Genomic DNA, 16,897 nt, shown 5'->3' on the forward strand with positions numbered 1-16,897 from the left:
TTTACCGGGGGGTGTGGCGGCTCCTGGTCCGCCACTCCTCGACGAGGGCCGCGGGGGCCTTCTCGGGCGAGCCGCAGTCGTAGGGCGGCTGCGGGTCGTACTCCGTGAGCAGCTGAACCGAGCGCGCCGTGTCGTCGCCGGCGATCCGGCCGAGCAGGGTCAGGCCCATGTCGATGCCGGAGGAGACCCCGGCGGCGGTGACGTACTTGCCGTCGAGGACGACGCGCTCCCCCGTGGGCTCTGCGCCGAATCCCTCCAGCAGCTCCAGCGCCAGCCAGTGGGAGGTGGCCCGCCGCCCCTTCAGGAGTCCGGCGGCCGCCAGCAGGAGCGAGCCGGTGCAGACCGAGGTGGTCCAGGTGGTGGTGGCGTCGACCGCGCGCAGCCAGCCGAGCAGGGCCTCGTTCTCCATCTGGTCGCTCTGGCCGGGGCCCCCCGGCACGATCACCAGGTCGGGCGAGGTCACCTCGGCGAGCGTCTTCTCCGCGACGAGCCCGAGGCTCCCGCTGTCGTTGCGGACGGGCCCGGTCCGCTCGGCGACGAAGACGGTCTCGGCGCCGGGTGCCCGGCTGAGGATCTCGTAGGGGCCCACCGCGTCCAGGGCGGTGAAGCGGTCGAAGAGCACGATGGCGATCTGCACGGTTGCTGCCTCTCGGTACGGCCGGTGGGAGCCGGGCGCGGGTCGGTACGGGTCTGCGTGGGCCGGTGAGGGTCGGTGTGGGCCGGTGGGCTCAGGTCGTGGATGCGGGGGTGCGGAAGCGGCGGCGGTATTCGGCCGGTGCCGTCGCGAGGGTCTTCACGAAGGCGCGGCGCATGGCCTCCGGGGTGCCGTAGCCGCTGGCGCGGGCGACCTGCTCGACACCGTCGGCGGTGTCCTCCAGGAGCCGACGGGCGTGCTCCAGGCGGACCCGCTCGACGTACCGGCCGGGGGTCGTCCCGGTCTCCGCCCGGAACGCTCGGGCGAAGTGCCGGGGCGAGAGCCGGGCGCGGGCCGCGAGGGCGTCGACCCCGAGGTCGGCGTCCGGGTGCTGGGTGATCCAGTGCTGGACCTCGCGCAGCGGTTCCCGCTGTGCGGTCTGGGCGCTGAGCTGGGCGCTGAACTGGGCCTGGTTGCCGGGGCGGCGCAGGAACACCACGAGGTGCCGGGCGATGGTCAGCGCGAGATCCCGCCCGTGGTCCTCCTCGACGAGCGCGAGGGCCAGGTCGATGCCCGCCGTGACGCCCGCCGAGGTGGCCAGTCTCCCGTCCCGTACGAAGATCGGCTCGGGATCGACCCGGACGGCCGGGTGGTCGCGGGCCAGCTGCTCGCAGTAGTTCCAGTGAGTGGTGACCCGGTGTCCGTCCAGCAGGCCCGCCTCGGCCAGCAGCAGCGCCCCCGTGCACACGGAGACGAGCCGGTCGGACCGCGGCCCGTGCTCCCTCAGCCAGGCGGTCAGCTCCGGGTGGGAGCCCCGGGTGCCGTGACCTCCGGGCACCAGCAGGGTGTGCGGGGCGGGCGCGTCGGCCAGGCTGCTGTCGGGCATCAGGACGAGCCCGCTGGTCGACCGGACGGGGCCACCGTCGAGCGAGGCGGTCCGCAGGTCGTAGGAGACCCCGGGCGACCGGGAGGCGCCCGCGAAGACCTCCATCGGGCCGGTCACGTCGAGGCCCTGGACGCCGTCGAAGAGCACGACGAGGACGGTTCGCTGCTTCACGTCTGCCATCCTGGGCGTCGGGCGGCGATGGCTGCAATGACGAATGCCCCTCCTTTCCTGCCATCGCCCTTCTCTCCTGGAGCCCGCCCTCCCCCGGGGTATCTTCCGTACCGACCAGTCGGTAACGTGCTGGTATGACTACTCTTCCGGCCCGCGCGGAGCGCCGCTGCCACAACGCCGTCAACCCGCTGCACTCCTGTCTCTTCTTCTCCCCCGACCTGGGTGCTGAGATGGGGAAGATCGGTATCGAGGACCCCAGCGCGGCCTACTTCGCGACCCGGGCCGCCGCGTTCGGCGCGGTGGGGGCGGGCACCGTCACCGCGACCTTCTACAACTTCAACCCCGTGCTGGTGGCCCGCCATGTGCCGGCCGTCTGGGAGACCGCCTCCCCCGAGGTGGTCCTCGAAGCCCGGCTGCGGGCGGCGGACTCGACGCTGCGGCGGCTGCTCGGCGAGGAGATCATCGCCTCCGACGAGCTGGCGGAGGCGGCCCGCCTCGCCCTGCGCGCCACCGAGGCCTGCACCCCGCACGCCCGCCCGCTGTACGCCGCGCACGCGGATCTGCCGGTGCCCGAGGAGCCGCACCTGGCGTTCTGGCACGCCGCGACCCTGCTCCGTGAGCACCGGGGCGACGCCCATCTCGCCGCCCTGCTCGCGGCCGGCCTCGACCCGCTGGAGTCCCTCGTCAGCCACACGGCCACCGGCAAGGGCATGGCGATCCGCTGGATCCTGTCCTCCCGGGGCTGGCGCCGCACCGACTGGGAGTCGGCGTCCGAGCGGCTGCGGGAGCGCGGGCTGCTGGAGGCGGGCGAGGAACTGGCGCTGACCGAGGCCGGCACCGCACTGCGCGCCGAGGTCGAGGAGGCGACGGACCGTATGGACATCGCCCCCTACGAACACCTGGGCGCGGAAGGCGTCGAGCGGCTCACCGAACTCGCCCGCGGCTTCCTCTTCACCGCCGCCGCGGCGGGCGCGTTCCCGGGCTCGGCGACCGGCCGGGGCTGACCCGGGACGGACCCCGGTACCGCCCGGGGACCCCGCGCACCGCGTCGGGGCACCCGGGCGTGTTGCCCGAGGTCACGCGACACGGCCCCCGGCCACGCGGCACAATGCAGGCCCGGGGGATGCCCCCGGAAAGCACCAACGTGCTCATCACGACCCGAGCACGGCCAGCACAGCCAGTACGAGAAGGCGAGTCGGGAAAACCGTGACGACGTCCATCGAAGGCAGGATCGCCGAGGAGCTCGGCGTACGGGAGCGACAGGTCAGGGCGGCGGTCGAGCTGCTCGACGGCGGATCGACCGTGCCGTTCATCGCGCGCTACCGCAAGGAGGCGACCGAATCCCTCGACGATGCGCAGCTGCGCACGCTGGAGGAACGGCTGCGCTATCTGCGGGAGCTGGAGGAGCGGCGTACGGCGATCCTCGATTCCGTACGCGAACAGGGCAAGCTCGACGCGGCGTTGGAGGCGAGCATCCGGGCCGCCGAGACCAAGGCGCGCCTGGAGGACATCTACCTGCCGTTCAAGCCCAAGCGGCGTACCAAGGCGCAGATCGCCCGGGAGGCGGGTCTCGAACCGCTGGCGGACGGCCTGCTCGGGGACCCGTCGACCGATCCGCTCGCCGCTGCCGCCGCGTTCGTGGACGGTGACAAGGGGGTGGTGGACGCGGCTGCCGCCCTGGACGGCGCACGGGCGATCCTCACCGAGCGGTTCTCCGAGGACGCCGACCTGACCGGCGAGCTGCGTGAGCGCATGTGGACGCGCGGCCGGCTGGCGGCGAAGGTGCGCGACGGCCAGGAGGAGGCGGGCGCGAAGTTCGCCGACTACTTCGACTTCGCGGAGCCGTTCACCGCGCTGCCCTCGCACCGGGTGCTCGCGATGCTGCGCGGCGAGAAGGAGAACGCGCTCGACCTGGTCCTGGAACCGGAGGAGCCGGAGGCCGCCGAGCGGCCGGGCCCATCCGCGTACGAGAACATGATCGCCCGCCGTTTCGAGATCGCCGACCGGGGCCGCCCGGGCGACAAGTGGCTGGGCGACACGGTGCGTTGGGCCTGGCGGACGCGGATCCAGGTGCATCTGGGCATCGACCTGCGGCTCCGGCTGCGTACGGCGGCGGAGGACGAGGCGGTGCGGGTCTTCGCCTCGAACCTGCGTGATCTGCTGCTCGCCGCCCCGGCCGGGACGCGGGCCACGCTGGGCCTGGACCCCGGTTTCCGTACGGGGGTGAAGGTCGCGGTCGTCGACGCCACCGGCAAGGTGGTGGCCACCGATGTGATCTACCCGCATGTGCCCGCCAACAAGTGGGACCAGGCGCTGGCGAAGCTCGCGCATCTCGCGAAGGAGCACGCGGTCGACCTGATCGCGATCGGCAACGGGACGGCGTCCCGCGAGACGGACAAGCTCGCCGGTGAACTGATCGACAAGCACCCGGAGTTGAAGCTCACGAAGGTGATGGTCTCGGAAGCGGGCGCCTCGGTGTACTCCGCCTCCGCGTTCGCCTCGCAGGAACTGCCCGACATGGACGTGTCGTTGCGCGGCGCGGTCTCCATCGCACGGCGGCTCCAGGACCCGCTGGCCGAGCTGGTGAAGATCGACCCGAAGTCGATCGGCGTCGGCCAGTACCAGCACGACCTGTCCGAGGTGAAGCTCTCGCGCTCCCTGGACGCGGTCGTCGAGGACTGTGTGAACGGCGTCGGCGTGGACGTCAACACCGCCTCCGCACCCCTGCTTTCACGGGTCTCCGGGATCAGCTCGGGACTAGCGGAGAACATCGTGGCGCACCGGGACACCAACGGCCCCTTCCGGTCCCGCAAGGCGCTGAAGGACGTGGCGCGCCTCGGCCCGAAAGCGTACGAGCAGTGCGCGGGCTTCCTGCGGATCCGGGGCGGCGACGACCCGCTGGACGGCTCCAGTGTGCACCCCGAGGCCTACCCGGTGGTGCGGCGGATGGGGAAGAGCGCGGGCGGCGAGGTCGCCTCGCTGATCGGCAACACGGACGCCCTGCGGGCGCTGCGCGCGGCGGACTTCGTGGACGACATGTTCGGGCTGCCGACCGTGACGGACATCCTCAAGGAGCTGGAGAAGCCGGGGCGCGACCCGCGGCCCGCTTTCCGCACGGCGACCTTCAAGGAGGGCGTCGAGAAGCTCGGCGACCTGGAGCCGGGCATGGTGCTGGAGGGCGTCGTGACGAACGTGGCCGCGTTCGGCGCGTTCGTCGACGTCGGCGTCCACCAGGACGGTCTGGTGCACGTGTCGGCGCTGTCGAAGACGTTCGTGAAGGACCCGCGCGACGTGGTGAAGCCCGGGGACATCGTGAAGGTCAAGGTCATGGACGTCGACGTGCCGCGCAAGCGGATCTCGCTGACGCTGCGCCTCGACGACGAGCCCGGCGCGGGCGGCGGCTCCGGCGGGCAGCAGGGCCGCGGCGAGCGGGGCGGCCGTCCCCCGAAGCAGCGCCAGGGCCAGGGCTCCGGTGGCGGCCAGGGCCGTCAGGGCGGCGGCCGGGACCGGCGCGGTGGCGGTGGCGGGTCGCGGCAGGGCAGCCAGGGCGCTCCGGCTCCGGCCAACAGCGCGATGGCGGACGCGCTGCGGAGGGCCGGACTGGCGGACCCGAAGCAGGGCGGCGGCGGCCGGGGGCGCTGAACCCGACGGTCTCCGCACCCGGGGACCATCGGCAGGGCTGTCGGCGCCGGGACAGGCCGTGGTCCGGTCGTGGGCGTGGTGACGCGGTGCCCGTACTCGCGGCGGTTCTTGCGCTCGGCAAGGGCCGCCGCGACACCGTGGCTGATGTCTGCCGGCAACGCGGGCAGCTCACGGTGCGCGGCGGGGCGGCTGTGAGGCGGACGGGTGCCGGCGCCCTAGGGCTCGTGGCGCCGACGCGCGAGATGGAGCGTGATGTCGGCTTTCATCTCGACCACGTCGGGCACCACCCGTCCGATCCGCCTGAACAGCTCTTCGCGTTGCGCGGGGGCCAGCACGAAGTAGGCCGAGACCGTGGAGAGGTGGCCGAGGTAGTCGATCGCGCTCAGCGCATAGCGCCGTTCGATGACCGACTGCCGCACGTCGGTGAACCACGAGGACTGCTGGAGTTCGGTCCCCGGCCACTGCATGGCGTGCTCCGGGGGCGTTCCGTCGGGGGACGGGATCTCGTCGCTGTCGAGGAACGGCGCCCGCAGCGTGCGTACGACTTCCTCGACAGCCGGGTCGGCCGGTCGCAGAGGCCCGCCGAACGAGGCGAAGACGCCGCCGGGCCGCACCAGTTCGGCCATGCGCGACCACCTGCCCTCCGGCTGGATCCAGTGCAGCGAGGCCGCCGCGTAGACGAGCCCGTACGTCTCGTCCAGGCGCAGCTCCTCGAACGCGGCCTGTTCCGTGCGGACGCCCGCCGGCACGTGCTTGCGCAGCTCGGCGAGCATGGCCGCGTCGGGGTCGGTGGCGGTGACCGCGGCCACCTGCTGGGCGAACAGGCGCGTCGCCTTGCCCGTTCCGGCGCCGATCTCCAGGGCTGTGTGCACCGGGTGTTCCGCGTGGGCCATCACCCGGTCGAGGAGCACCGGAGGGTATCCGGGCCGAAACCGCTCGTACGCTTCCGCTATTGCTCCGAAACTCACTGCGCGACGGGACATACCGGCAAGCCTGGCATGCGCTCCCCGGTCCCGCTCAGACTTCCTTGACCTGGCCGTCCGCCACTTCGATGCGGCGCGTGGTGCGGACCGCCTCCAGCATCCGGCGGTCGTGCGTGACCAGCAGCAGGGTGCCCGTGTACGTCTCCAGGGCCGCCTCCAACTGCTCGATGGCGGGCAGGTCCAGGTGGTTCGTCGGCTCGTCGAGCACCAGGAGGTTCACACCCCGGCCCTGGAGCAGGGCGAGGGCGGCGCGGGTGCGCTCCCCGGGGGAGAGGCTGGTGGCCGGACGCATCACATGGTCGGCGCGCAGGCCGAACTTGGCGAGCAGGGTGCGGACTTCGGCCGGTTCCGTGTCGGGCACGGCCGCGCAGAAGGCGTCCAGCAGCGACTGCGCCCCGAGGAACAGCTTGCGGGCCTGGTCCACCTCGCCGACCACGACCCCCGAACCGAGCGTGGCGTTCCCGGAGTCGAGCGGCAGCCGCTCCAACAGGGCTGCCAGCAGGGTGGACTTGCCCGCGCCGTTGGCCCCGGTGATGGCGACCCGGTCCGCCCAGTCGATCTGGATCGAGGCGGGGCCGAAGGTGAAGCCGCCGCGCACGACGCGGGCTTCGCGCAGGGTGGCGACGACGGATCCGGAGCGCGGGGCGGAGGCGATCTCCATCCGCAGCTCCCACTCCTTGCGGGGCTCCTCGACCACGTCGAGGCGTTCGATCATGCGCTGGGTCTGGCGGGCCTTCGCGGCCTGCTTCTCGCTGGCCTCGCTGCGGGCGTTGCGGCCGAGCTTGTCGCCGTCGGTGGCCTTGCGGCGGGCGTTCTTGACGCCCTTGTCCATCCAGGAGCGCTGCATGTGGCCGCGCGCTTCGAGGGACGCCTTCTTGTCGGCGTACTCCTCGTAGTCCTCGCGGGCGTGCCGACGGGCGGTCTCGCGCTCCTCCAGGTAGGCCGCGTAGCCACCGCCGTACAGGTTGATCTGCTGCTGGGCGAGGTCCAGCTCCAGCACCTTGGTGACCGTGCGCATCAGGAACTCACGGTCGTGGCTGATGACGACGGTGCCCGCGCGCAGACCGGAGACGAAGCGCTCCAGGCGCTCCAGGCCGTCCAGGTCGAGATCGTTGGTGGGCTCGTCGAGCAGGAAGACGTCGTAGCGGGAAAGGAGAAGCGACGCGAGTCCGGCGCGGGCCGCCTGTCCGCCGGAGAGCGCGGTCATGGGCCGGTCGAGGCCCACGGTCAGGCCCAGCTCGGCGGCGACCTGCTCGGCCCGCTCCTCCAGGTCGGCGCCGCCGAGGGCGAGCCAGCGCTCCAGGGCGTCGGAGTACGCGTCGTCCGCGCCCGGGGCTCCCGCGACCAGGGCCTCCGTCGCCTCGTCCATGACGCGCTGGGCGTCGGCGACGCCGGTGCGGCGGGCCAGGAAGGCGGCCACGGTCTCGCCGTCGCGGCGCTCGGGCTCCTGCGGGAGGTGGCCGACGTTGGCGGTGGGCGGGGAGAGCCGCAGCTCACCCTCCTCCGGCCGGTCGAGCCCGGCGAGCAGACGGAGCAGGGAGGACTTGCCCGCCCCGTTGACTCCGACGAGACCGATCACGTCACCGGGGGCGACGACGAGGTCGAGCCCGGCGAAGAGCGTGCGGTCGCCGTGTCCGGCGGCGAGGTCCTTGGCGACGAGGGTGGCAGTCATCAGGGTGCCGATCCTAGTCGCCGGCGCTCGGTGCCCCTGCCGGGCACTGCCGCCGGTGGGCCGGTGCCCACGGTGGCCCGGCCCCGCCGTCCGACGCGGAGGCTCAGGCCCCGGGGCCGCAGCGCCCCGGCGCCCCGCCGTCAGCCGACGCCGTGGACCAGCTGGGTGCTCAGTTCGTACCGTGCCCCCACGATCGCCAGCTCCCCGGCGGCCACCTTCGCCGCGAGATCGGTCTCGCGCGCCAGCCGGGAACGGACCAGCCGGACCTGGGCGCTGACCGTGGCGTCCACCCGGGCGTCACCGTGCTGCCCGTGCACGATCGCGGGCCTGATCTGGTCGGCCACGTACTGGATGTGCGCGGGCAGGCTCTCCCCGGTCTCCTCCGCGTGGACCGCGGCGGCGACCGCGCCGCACGACTGGTGGCCCAGGACCACGACCAGCGGGATACCCAGTTCGAGAACGCCGTACGCGATGCTGCCGAGGACCGCCTCGTCCAGCACCTCGCCGGCCGAGCGGACGGTCATCAGGTCGCCGAGCCCCTGGTCGAAGACCAGCTCCGGGGGAACACGGGAGTCGATGCAGCCGAGTATCAGCGCGAACGGCGACTGGCCGGAGACCAGGGCGCTGCGCACCCCGGCCGTCTCGTGGGGATGCCGTTGGTGGAGCGTACGCCAGCGGCGGTTCCCGGCGGCGAGTTCCTTCAGCGCAGCGGCCGGGGTCGCGGGCCTCGCGGCGGTCGCGGACCGGGTGCGCGGGGCGGCGCCCACGGGCGAGGAGCCCGCAGCGAGCACGCCCGCCGCCGCGGTGGCGGCGGAGGCGCGGAGCAGGGTGCGGCGCGTGGTCGGCGCCGTGCGGGGGGTTCGGGTGATTGTCACGCGCGGACGTTAACCCCCTTCACCAGTAAGGGAGTTTGAGGCCGGAGAACCCTTGGCCAGACCTTGACCATCTCTTGGGTGAGGGCTGGGGCGGAGCCCGGACGGCACCGGCCCGGCGGGGCGCTGCGGAGCGCGTGCCGCCGGGCCGGAGAGCGGGACGGTCAGCTGAAGCCGCCGAGCGTGATCAGCGCCTCCTGCGGGTTGCCGTCGTGGACGAGCGACTCATGGGCGCCCACGTCGTCGAAGGCGAAGCCGTACGCCTTGCCGTCGACCATCTGCGCGTGGATGAGGCGGGAGTAGTGGTTGGTCACGGAGTCCTTGTAGAAGTTGGCCGCGTTGTTGTCGGGGTGGTTCGTGCCGTTCAGCAGAGTGGAGCGGTTGAAGCCCGCGCACAGCGTGCGGGAGATGGGGCCGCGCACCAGGTCGTTGGGCGCGTCCAGGTGCTTGTAGCAGCCGAAGACGCTGTCCGAGTCCGGCTTCTGGAACGAGGTCACGACGGCGCCCGAGCCGTTGGTGAAGTTCATGACGTTGCCGGAGACCCGGCCGTAGTACTTGGTGTTCGGCTCGTGCGCGAACGGTGTCACGGTCAGGACGGAGCTGCTGTAGCGGCTCCAGACCCGGTTGATGTAGTCGTTCATGATCCCGGACGGCAGGTTGCCGGCCCCGACGCCGTGCCCCGGGGACAGGGCGCGCAGCACCGTTCCGTCGGACCGGGTCTGGATGAGGCCGGACCAGCCGCCGGACTGGTTCCTGAGGTTGTTGAACACCGCGTTGTAGCCGCCCGGCTTGAGCTTGCCGGTACTCTTCACGGCGCCGCCGGGCGCCCTGACGCCGACGGAGTAGGGGGCGGAGAACATGTCGACCTGGGTGCTGTTGATCCACAGACCCGCGTCGTTCAGCGTGTACTCGGTCCAGTTGAACAGGATGTTCCTGTTCGGGTCGCTCGGGTTCTGCACGGCGGGCTGCACGAGACCGCCGGTGGTGACCTTGAAGACGAGCTTCTGACCGTACGAGAAGTAGACGCGCCCGGAGAACTTCGGCATCCGGATCGTCACCGACTGCCCGTTCCGCGGACCGGCGATCGACGCGTCCGGGGCCGGGGTGGGCGGGTTGCCTCCGGCCGGCCAGGGGTGGAAGGTGCCGTTCGCGTCCGCCCAGCCCTGGCGGCCGGTGGAGAGCTCCGTTCCGAGGTTGTAGACGTAGATCTGGTCGGCGCGTCCCGAGTCGTTCTTGATGGTCAGCGGGATGGTGGCGGGTACCGCCGCCTCGGCCGGCGTCTGGCCGACACCGGTGGTCAGACCCAGAGCGAGGGCCAGGGCGGCGGTCAGCGCGCCGAGACTTCTTCGTAAAGCGGGCATGCTCGTTCTCCTCATCGGGCGGATGCGTGGCTGGAACGGGGGGCACATCACCTGCGAGCTTGAGAGCGCTCTCAGAATCCTGCGGGGAGCGACCGCTGTCAACGAGCCTGTCTCAACTTGTTGAACCTGCGGGCGCTGTGCCCTGGCGCGCGGGCTGCCCCTCTCCCCCAGGCCGGGGATTCCGGTTGCTCTGGCCGCAGGATTCCGGTTTCGGTTAGCGTCCGGGCAGCGACGGGCCGGGGCCGAGGGAAGTCGAGAGAAGGGGAGTGACCGTGGTGGCGGATGTGATCGTGGTGGGCGGCGGGGTCGTCGGGCTCACCACCGCCGTGACACTGGCGGAGCGCGGGCTGCGGGTGCGGGTCTGGTCGCGCGACCCGGCCGGGGCCACCACGTCGGCGGTGGCGGGGGCCCTGTGGTGGCCGTACCGGATCGAGCCGGCCGAGCGGGTGGGCGACTGGTCGCTGGAGACGCTGGCGGTGTACGAGGAGCTGGCCGGTACCCCGGAGGAGACCGGCGTACGGCGGGTGGCGGGGCTGCACGGCGGGGAGCGGTTCGCGGCGCTGGGCGAGTGGGCGGCCGGGCTGAAGGACGCCGTGGAGGTGCCTGAAGGGCTGCGGGTGACGCTGCCGCTGCTGGACATGCCGGTCCATCTGGAGTGGCTGGAGCGGCGGCTCGCGGCGGCGGGCGGTGCGGTGGAGCGACGGGCCGTGACGGGGTTCGGCGAGGCGGCGGCGGTGAGCCCGGTGGTGGTGAACTGCACGGGGCTCGGGGCGCGTGAGCTGGTGCCCGACGCCGGGGTGCGTCCGGTGCGGGGGCAGTTGGTCGCGGTGGAGAACCCGGGGATCGAGGAGTGGTACACGGAGGCGGATCCGGCGTCGGCCGCGACGACGTACTTCTTCCCGCAGCCGGGGCGGCTGGTGCTGGGCGGTACGGCGGAGGCGGACGACCCGCGCACGGAGCCCGACCCGGACACGGCGCGGGAGATCGTGGCGCGGTGCGCGCGCATCCGGCCGGAGATCGCCGGCGCCCGGGTGCTCGGGCACCGGGTGGGGCTGCGCCCGGCGCGGGAGGCGGGGGTCCGGATCGAGGCGGAGACCGTGCCGGGCGGCGGCCTCCTGGTGCACAACTACGGGCACGGCGGCGCGGGCGTGACGGTGGCCTGGGGCTGCGCACGCGCGGCGGCGGCGCTGGTGGGGTGACGGGGGCGCGGGCACACCCCTGGGGCACGCCGGTGCGCAAGCACCGCCGAGCCTGGGACCGGCCCGACCGGGCTCGGGCCGCACGGCCGGGCCCGCGGCCGGCCCGCCCCGTCACCACACAGGCCACAGGGTCCTGGGCCGGACCCGCCCCGGTATACGGGCACCACCGGAACCCGAGCCCGGCCTGCCCCAGGCCCCGGGGCAGCCGGACGCGGCACCGCCCGCCGGCGCACGGCCCCGGTCGGTGCGCGGCCCCCCGCCGCCCGACCGGGCTCGGCGCACACACCCCGGAGCCCGCGACCGGCGTGCGGTCGCGGGCTCCGGGGTGGCTGTGCGGTCACGCGGTCACGCTGCGCAGCGCCGCGCGGCCGGTGGTCAGTCGGAGGGGCGATCCTCCGACTGACCGGGGTCCGAGGGCCGCTTCTCGGTGGAGACCGACGTGGCCGTCGAACCCGGTCCGCCGGACTCGTGCAGGTGGCGCTCGTCCGTGACCGGCGTGGTCCCGGGGCCGATCCGGATCTCGAAGTCGCCGTCGTACTTGGCGTGCCCCTCGATCACCGCGGACTCGACCGCTTCCACGCCGAACTCCTGGCGGACGATCTGCGGGTCCTTCCGCAGGTCCCGCATCAGGGCCACGCACATGCCGATCATCACGATGGTGAAGGGCGCGGCCACCAGGATGGTGAGGTTCTGGAGGCCTTGGAGGGCGTTCTCCTTGCCCTCGCCGATCAGCAGCATGATCGCGGCCACGGCCCCGGTCACGACACCCCAGAAGATGACGACCCACTTGCCGGGTTCGAGGACGCCCTTCTGCGAGAGGGTGCCCATGACGATCGAGGCGGCGTCGGCTCCGGAGACGAAGAAGATACCGACCAGGACCATCACGAGGATGCAGGTGAACGTGGCGATCGGGAACTCCTGGAGGACGCCGAACAGCTGCGCCTCGGGGGTGTCGGCGCCCTGGAGCTTGCCGGCCTCGTCCAGCTTCATGGCCGAGCCGCCGAAGACGGCGAACCAGATCAGGCTGACGGTGCTGGGCACCAGGATGACGCCGCCGACGAACTGACGGATCGTACGGCCGCGGCTGATGCGGGCGATGAACATGCCGACGAAGGGCGTCCAGGAGATCCACCAGGCCCAGTAGAAGACCGTCCAGCTGCCGAGCCAGTCCGCGACGCCCTCGCCGCTGGACGCCTCGGTACGCCCGACGAGCTGTCCGAGGTCGCTGAGGTAGGCGCCGAGGGAGGTGGGCAGCAGGTCGAGCACGATGATCGTGGGGCCGGCGATGAAGACGAACACCACCAGGACCAGGGCCAGCACCATGTTGGTGTTGGACAGCCACTGGATGCCCTTCTCGACACCGGAGACGGCGGAGAGGACGAAGCAGACGGTCAGCACGGCGATGATGGCGACGAGGAGACCGGTGCCGGTCTTCTCCATCCAGTTCAGCTCCTCGAAGCCGCTGCCGATCTGGAGCGCGCCCAGACCGAGCGAGGCCGCGGAGCCGAACAGGGTGGCGAAGATGGCCAGGATGTCGATGAAGCGGCCGAAGCCGCCGTAAGCGTGCCGCTTGCCGATCAGCGGCTCGAAGACCGCGCTGATCGTCTGCCGCCTGCGCATCCGGTACGCGCTGTAGGCGATGGCGAGGCCGACCACCGCGTAGATCGCCCAGGGGTGCAGCGTCCAGTGGAAGAGGGTCGTGGCCATCGCCGTTCCCATGGCGTCGGCCGCGTCCGCGGGGTCGGTGCCGGGCGGCGGGGTACGGAAGTGGGCGAGCGGTTCGCTCACGCCGTAGAACATCAGCCCGATGCCCATACCGGCGCTGAACATCATGGCGACCCAGGAGACGGTCCGGAACTCCGGCTCCTCCCCCTCCTGGCCGAGGCAGATCTTGCCGTACCGGCTGATGGCCAGCCACAGCGCGAAGACGACGAAGCCGGAGGCGGCCAGCATGAAGGCCCAGCCGCCGTTGTGGATCAGTCCTTCGAGCAGCGTGCTGGAAACGCTCTCCAGGGAGTCGGTCGCGGTCGCTCCCCACACGACGAAGGCGAGGGTGAGGACCGCCGTGACACCGAACACCACTCGGTCGGTGGTGGGAGTCCTGGTACTGACCGGTTCGGGGGGAAGGTCGGCCGTGACCGCCAGCCCCTCCCGCCCCTCCGCTGTCTGGTCGTCCTGGGACACAAATGGCACCTTTCACCGAGTCTGAAAAACGCTCTCCGTAGGCAGTACCACACCTGCCCCGGATCTCGAAGGATCAACAAGCGGTTCGAGCTTGACCGTTTGTGAGGTGATATGTCGCTCGCTGATCGAGGAGCAGGGGAATCAGGCTCCGAGCCGACTGTCGCAAGGGCACGAATGCGCCATCTCGCTCCGGCCGGGCCCGGACCCCGTGCAGGGCCAATTCGTCCTTCACCGCCGCGTACTGGCCGGCGTCCAGCCGGTAACCGCACGGCGGGTCGACCAGGACCTCGGACGGCTCGGCCGGGTCGTTGTCGGCGCCGCCCAGATAGACTGGTCCCCGGTCGGCGAGACCGGCCAGACGGGAGAGGGCGGTGGCCGTCCGGAGCCGGGCGCGCTGCTCGTCGGTGAAGTCGAAGAGGCCGCCGAGCGCGGTCTTCTGGGAGTCGACCCTGCGCCGGTGGTTGAGGGCCGGATCGGCCTTCTCCGCGTCGCTCAGCGCGTCGACCCGGGACTCGATGAGCAGGCCGACGGCGTGCTTGAGCCCGGAGGTGTTGCGCAGGATGCGTTCCTGGCCGTCCCCGGCGACCTGCTTGATCGGCTCTCCGGTGGCGGGGTCGGTCCAGATGCCGTAGTGCCCGCTGCTGTAGCCGTCGGCCGTCGCGGCGGGGCGGACATAGCGCTCGGAGAGGGTGCGTGAGGCGTCGTGGACCCCGTCGTGGACGTTCAGGTTCCGCGGCCACAGGGTGAAGAGGTCCTTGTCGTAGTACGGCGGAGTCGCGCCGTACTCGTGCAAGTCGTAGATCACCTCCGGCCGTTCGTCGCGGACCACGGCGGCGACCGTCCGCGCCTCGGCGGTCTCCAGGGCGATGTGGTCACGGTTGATGTCGACCCCGTCGGCGTTGCCGCGGGTGTCGGCGGCGCGCCCGTCGGGGTTGGCCGTCGGCAGCACCAGCAGGGTCGTACGGGCCAGGAAGGCGCGGGTCGCCCGGTCCTCGGCGAACGCCAGGTCGCGGATGGTGGTCAGACAGGCCTCGCGCCCGGCGGGTTCGTCCCCGTGCTGGCTGCAGATCAGCAGGACGGTCGTGGCGCCGGGCCGCTCCTGGCCGACGCGTACGAGCCGCAGGGCGCGGCCCTGGCCGGTCGTACCGACACGGTCCACGGAGACCCGGTCGCTCCCCCGGTCCACCGCGGCGAGGAAGTCCCGCTCCTCCGCCTCGCCGGTCCAGCGGGCGCCCTCGCTCGTCTCGAACCCGGTGCGGGGCGGGCGGTGCGCGGCCTCGGCGGGTGCGATGGCGAACGGCAGGGCGAGTGCGGCGAGCGTCGCCGCCACGGCCGTCCGGCACATCGTCCGCGGCGGGCGGCGCGGGGCGGCGGACTCCGGCCGGGCGGGTCCTGCGACCGGTGCGAGCCACGGGTGCGGGCTGAGCAGGTGGAGTGCGCGAGCGACACGACGGGTCATCAGCTGCTGCCTCCGGAACGGGTGGGGGCGGGCGCCGTGACGCCCGTCGGTCTGTCGGCGATGTGCGGACGTTACCCCGGTCAACTCCTGTGCAACAGGGGGCGATCACTCCATCCGTACGTCTCCGCGCACTGCCGTCCGTGACGACGGAATGGCGATCGTGTGACAGAAGCACCCGGAATGCCCCGCCCTGCCCCGGCGGCTGCATAGCCTCGTGACGACCGGTCGGAAGATCATCCGTCCCGACTATTGGAGCTTGTTGTGCACCGCAGATTCATCGTCCCCAGCGCACTGGCGGCCACCCTTCTGCTGGCGATCCCGGCAGCGGCCGCACCGGGCACCGTGGGCGCCCCGGGTATCGGCGACCCCTACTACCCGGCCAGCGGAAACGGTGGCTACGACGTCTCCCACTACGACCTGCGGCTGAAGTACCAGCCCAGGACGGACCTGCTGGACGGGACGGCGACGATCCTCGCCACCACCACGCAGGAGCTGTCCCGCTTCAACCTCGACTTCGGGCTCGACGTCTCCGAGGTGCGGGTGAACGGCAAGAAGGCCCGCTTCGCCACGAGCGGCGACCACGAGCTGGAGGTCACCCCGGCGGAGAAGCCGGCGAAGGGCAGGGCCGTCTCCGTCGTCGTCCGGTACGCCGGGAAGCCCTCGGAACTGAAGATCAACGGCTGGACCGCCTGGGCACGCACTCCGGACGGCGGTGTCGCCGCGCAGGAGCCGGACTCGGCGGTGTGGTGGTACCCGAGCAACGACCACCCGTTGGACAAGGCCACGTACGACATCTCGGTCTCGGTGCCCGACGGCACCCAGGCGATCAGCAACGGGGTGCTCCAGTCGCAGAGCTCGAAGCTCGGCTGGACCCGTTTCAACTGGCGCTCCGACAAGCCGCAGGCGACTTATCTGACGACGCTCGCCGTCGGCAAGTTCGACATCACGACCGACAGGACCGCCGACGGTCTGCCGGTGCTGAACGCCTACAGCAAGGACCTCGGCGCCAACGCCGGTGCGGCCCGCGCGAGCATCGAGCGGACCACCGAGGTCGCCGAGTGGCTGACCGAGGTGTTCGGCCCGTATCCGTACAACGCGCTCGGCGGTTACGTGCCCAACGTGACGAGCGGCTTCGCCCTGGAGACCCAGACCCGGCCGTTCTACAGCCCGAAGCAGTTCGCGAACGGTGCGAACGTCTCGGTCGTCGTCCATGAGATCGCGCACCAGTGGTACGGCAACAGCGTGTCGGTCGACGGCTGGAAGGACATCTGGATCAACGAGGGCTTCGCCCGCTACAGCCAGTGGCTCTGGTCGGAGAAGGAGGGCGAGGGCACCGCGCAGGAGCTGGCGGACTACACGTACGCCCAGCACCCGGCCGACGACCCGTTCTGGAAGGTGAAGCCGGGCGATCCGGGCCCGGACAACCAGTTCGACATCGCCGTCTACGACCGGGGCGCGCTGGCCCTCCAGGCGCTGCGCAACGAGGTCGGCGACGACACGTTCTTCGCGCTGCTGAAGGGCTGGCCGGCCGAGCACGCGCATGCCAACGCGACGGTGGGCGACTTCGTCCGGTACGCGGAGCGGGTCTCGGGCAAGCCGCTCGCGGCGCTGTTCGACACCTGGCTGTACCAGCCGTCGCGACCGGCGTCCCCGGCCGCGGCCGATGCGGGTCTCGCCGAGGCGGCCCTGTCGGCACGCTCGGCGGCGCGGGTCGAGCGGCCCGCGTCCTGGAAGAAGATCGCGGCGACGAACACCGTGCACGACCACGGCGACCACGGGCACGGTGAGCGCCCGGACCGGGGTCACGCGGGTCACGAGCACCGCTGACGGTCGT

The 16,897-nt window shown here is 72.2% G+C and carries 12 protein-coding genes; 4 read left to right on the forward strand and 8 right to left on the reverse strand.

Annotated features, from left to right (window positions below; all coding sequences use genetic code 11):
- Window position 1: 1 nt before the first annotated feature.
- Both IE134_RS20795 and IE134_RS20800 read right to left on the reverse strand, forming a co-directional pair.
- Window positions 2–637: a DJ-1/PfpI family protein gene (locus tag IE134_RS20795; RefSeq protein WP_030711542.1), complete on the reverse strand. Its 636-nt coding sequence runs from the start codon at window positions 635–637 to the stop codon at window positions 2–4.
- Between the two features lie 91 nt (window positions 638–728).
- Complete coding sequence (locus IE134_RS20800; RefSeq protein ID WP_126932386.1) at window positions 729–1,691, reverse strand: GlxA family transcriptional regulator; 963 nt, start codon at window positions 1,689–1,691, stop codon at window positions 729–731.
- Window positions 1,692–1,825: 134 nt separating this feature from the next.
- Here IE134_RS20800 and IE134_RS20805 point away from each other — a divergent pair, with 134 nt between their 5' ends.
- Both IE134_RS20805 and IE134_RS20810 read left to right on the forward strand, forming a co-directional pair.
- Window positions 1,826–2,695 carry an SCO6745 family protein gene (locus tag IE134_RS20805; RefSeq protein WP_030711549.1) on the forward strand — a complete coding sequence of 290 codons (870 nt, stop codon included), beginning with the start codon at window positions 1,826–1,828 and terminating at the stop codon, window positions 2,693–2,695.
- 202 nt (window positions 2,696–2,897) lie between these two features.
- Complete coding sequence (locus IE134_RS20810) at window positions 2,898–5,333, forward strand: Tex family protein (protein WP_098895930.1); 2,436 nt, start codon at window positions 2,898–2,900, stop codon at window positions 5,331–5,333.
- A gap of 215 nt (window positions 5,334–5,548) precedes the next feature.
- Here IE134_RS20810 and IE134_RS20815 read toward each other — a convergent pair whose 3' ends face one another.
- From IE134_RS20815 to IE134_RS20830, 4 genes are all read right to left on the reverse strand, one after another.
- Window positions 5,549–6,244, reverse strand: coding sequence for a class I SAM-dependent methyltransferase (locus IE134_RS20815; RefSeq protein ID WP_218924927.1), 696 nt, complete (start codon window positions 6,242–6,244; stop codon window positions 5,549–5,551).
- 106 nt (window positions 6,245–6,350) lie between these two features.
- On the reverse strand, window positions 6,351–7,988 hold the full coding sequence (locus tag IE134_RS20820) for an ABC-F family ATP-binding cassette domain-containing protein (protein ID WP_098895928.1): 1,638 nt from the start codon (window positions 7,986–7,988) through the stop codon (window positions 6,351–6,353).
- A gap of 140 nt (window positions 7,989–8,128) precedes the next feature.
- On the reverse strand, window positions 8,129–8,863 hold the full coding sequence (locus IE134_RS20825) for a carbonic anhydrase (protein WP_189431342.1): 735 nt from the start codon (window positions 8,861–8,863) through the stop codon (window positions 8,129–8,131).
- A gap of 161 nt (window positions 8,864–9,024) precedes the next feature.
- Complete coding sequence (locus IE134_RS20830; protein WP_030711566.1) at window positions 9,025–10,221, reverse strand: glycoside hydrolase family 64 protein; 1,197 nt, start codon at window positions 10,219–10,221, stop codon at window positions 9,025–9,027.
- Window positions 10,222–10,487: 266 nt separating this feature from the next.
- Between IE134_RS20830 and IE134_RS20835 the strand changes: the two genes are divergently transcribed.
- Entirely contained in the window at window positions 10,488–11,420 is a 933-nt protein-coding gene (locus IE134_RS20835) for an FAD-dependent oxidoreductase (RefSeq protein WP_098020674.1), read from the forward strand.
- A gap of 375 nt (window positions 11,421–11,795) precedes the next feature.
- Here IE134_RS20835 and IE134_RS20840 read toward each other — a convergent pair whose 3' ends face one another.
- Window positions 11,796–13,604: a BCCT family transporter gene (locus IE134_RS20840; RefSeq protein ID WP_030711572.1), complete on the reverse strand. Its 1,809-nt coding sequence runs from the start codon at window positions 13,602–13,604 to the stop codon at window positions 11,796–11,798.
- 73 nt (window positions 13,605–13,677) lie between these two features.
- Window positions 13,678–15,063 carry a M14 family metallopeptidase gene (locus tag IE134_RS20845; RefSeq protein WP_098020629.1) on the reverse strand — a complete coding sequence of 462 codons (1,386 nt, stop codon included), beginning with the start codon at window positions 15,061–15,063 and terminating at the stop codon, window positions 13,678–13,680.
- Window positions 15,064–15,324: 261 nt separating this feature from the next.
- Here IE134_RS20845 and IE134_RS20850 point away from each other — a divergent pair, with 261 nt between their 5' ends.
- Entirely contained in the window at window positions 15,325–16,890 is a 1,566-nt protein-coding gene (locus tag IE134_RS20850) for a M1 family metallopeptidase (protein ID WP_189431344.1), read from the forward strand.
- Window positions 16,891–16,897: the final 7 nt, after the last annotated feature.

Source organism: Streptomyces rubiginosohelvolus, from assembly GCF_014649875.1.
GTDB lineage: Bacteria > Actinomycetota > Actinomycetes > Streptomycetales > Streptomycetaceae > Streptomyces > Streptomyces rubiginosohelvolus.

Coding starts and splice junctions, on each gene's coding strand:
- IE134_RS20805 (WP_030711549.1), top strand. CDS start 1,826: ATGACTACTCTTCCGGCCCGCGCGGAGCGCCGCTGCCACAACGCCGTC.
- IE134_RS20820 (WP_098895928.1), bottom strand. CDS start 7,988: ATGACTGCCACCCTCGTCGCCAAGGACCTCGCCGCCGGACACGGCGAC.
- IE134_RS20830 (WP_030711566.1), bottom strand. CDS start 10,221: ATGCCCGCTTTACGAAGAAGTCTCGGCGCGCTGACCGCCGCCCTGGCC.
- IE134_RS20845 (WP_098020629.1), bottom strand. CDS start 15,063: ATGACCCGTCGTGTCGCTCGCGCACTCCACCTGCTCAGCCCGCACCCG.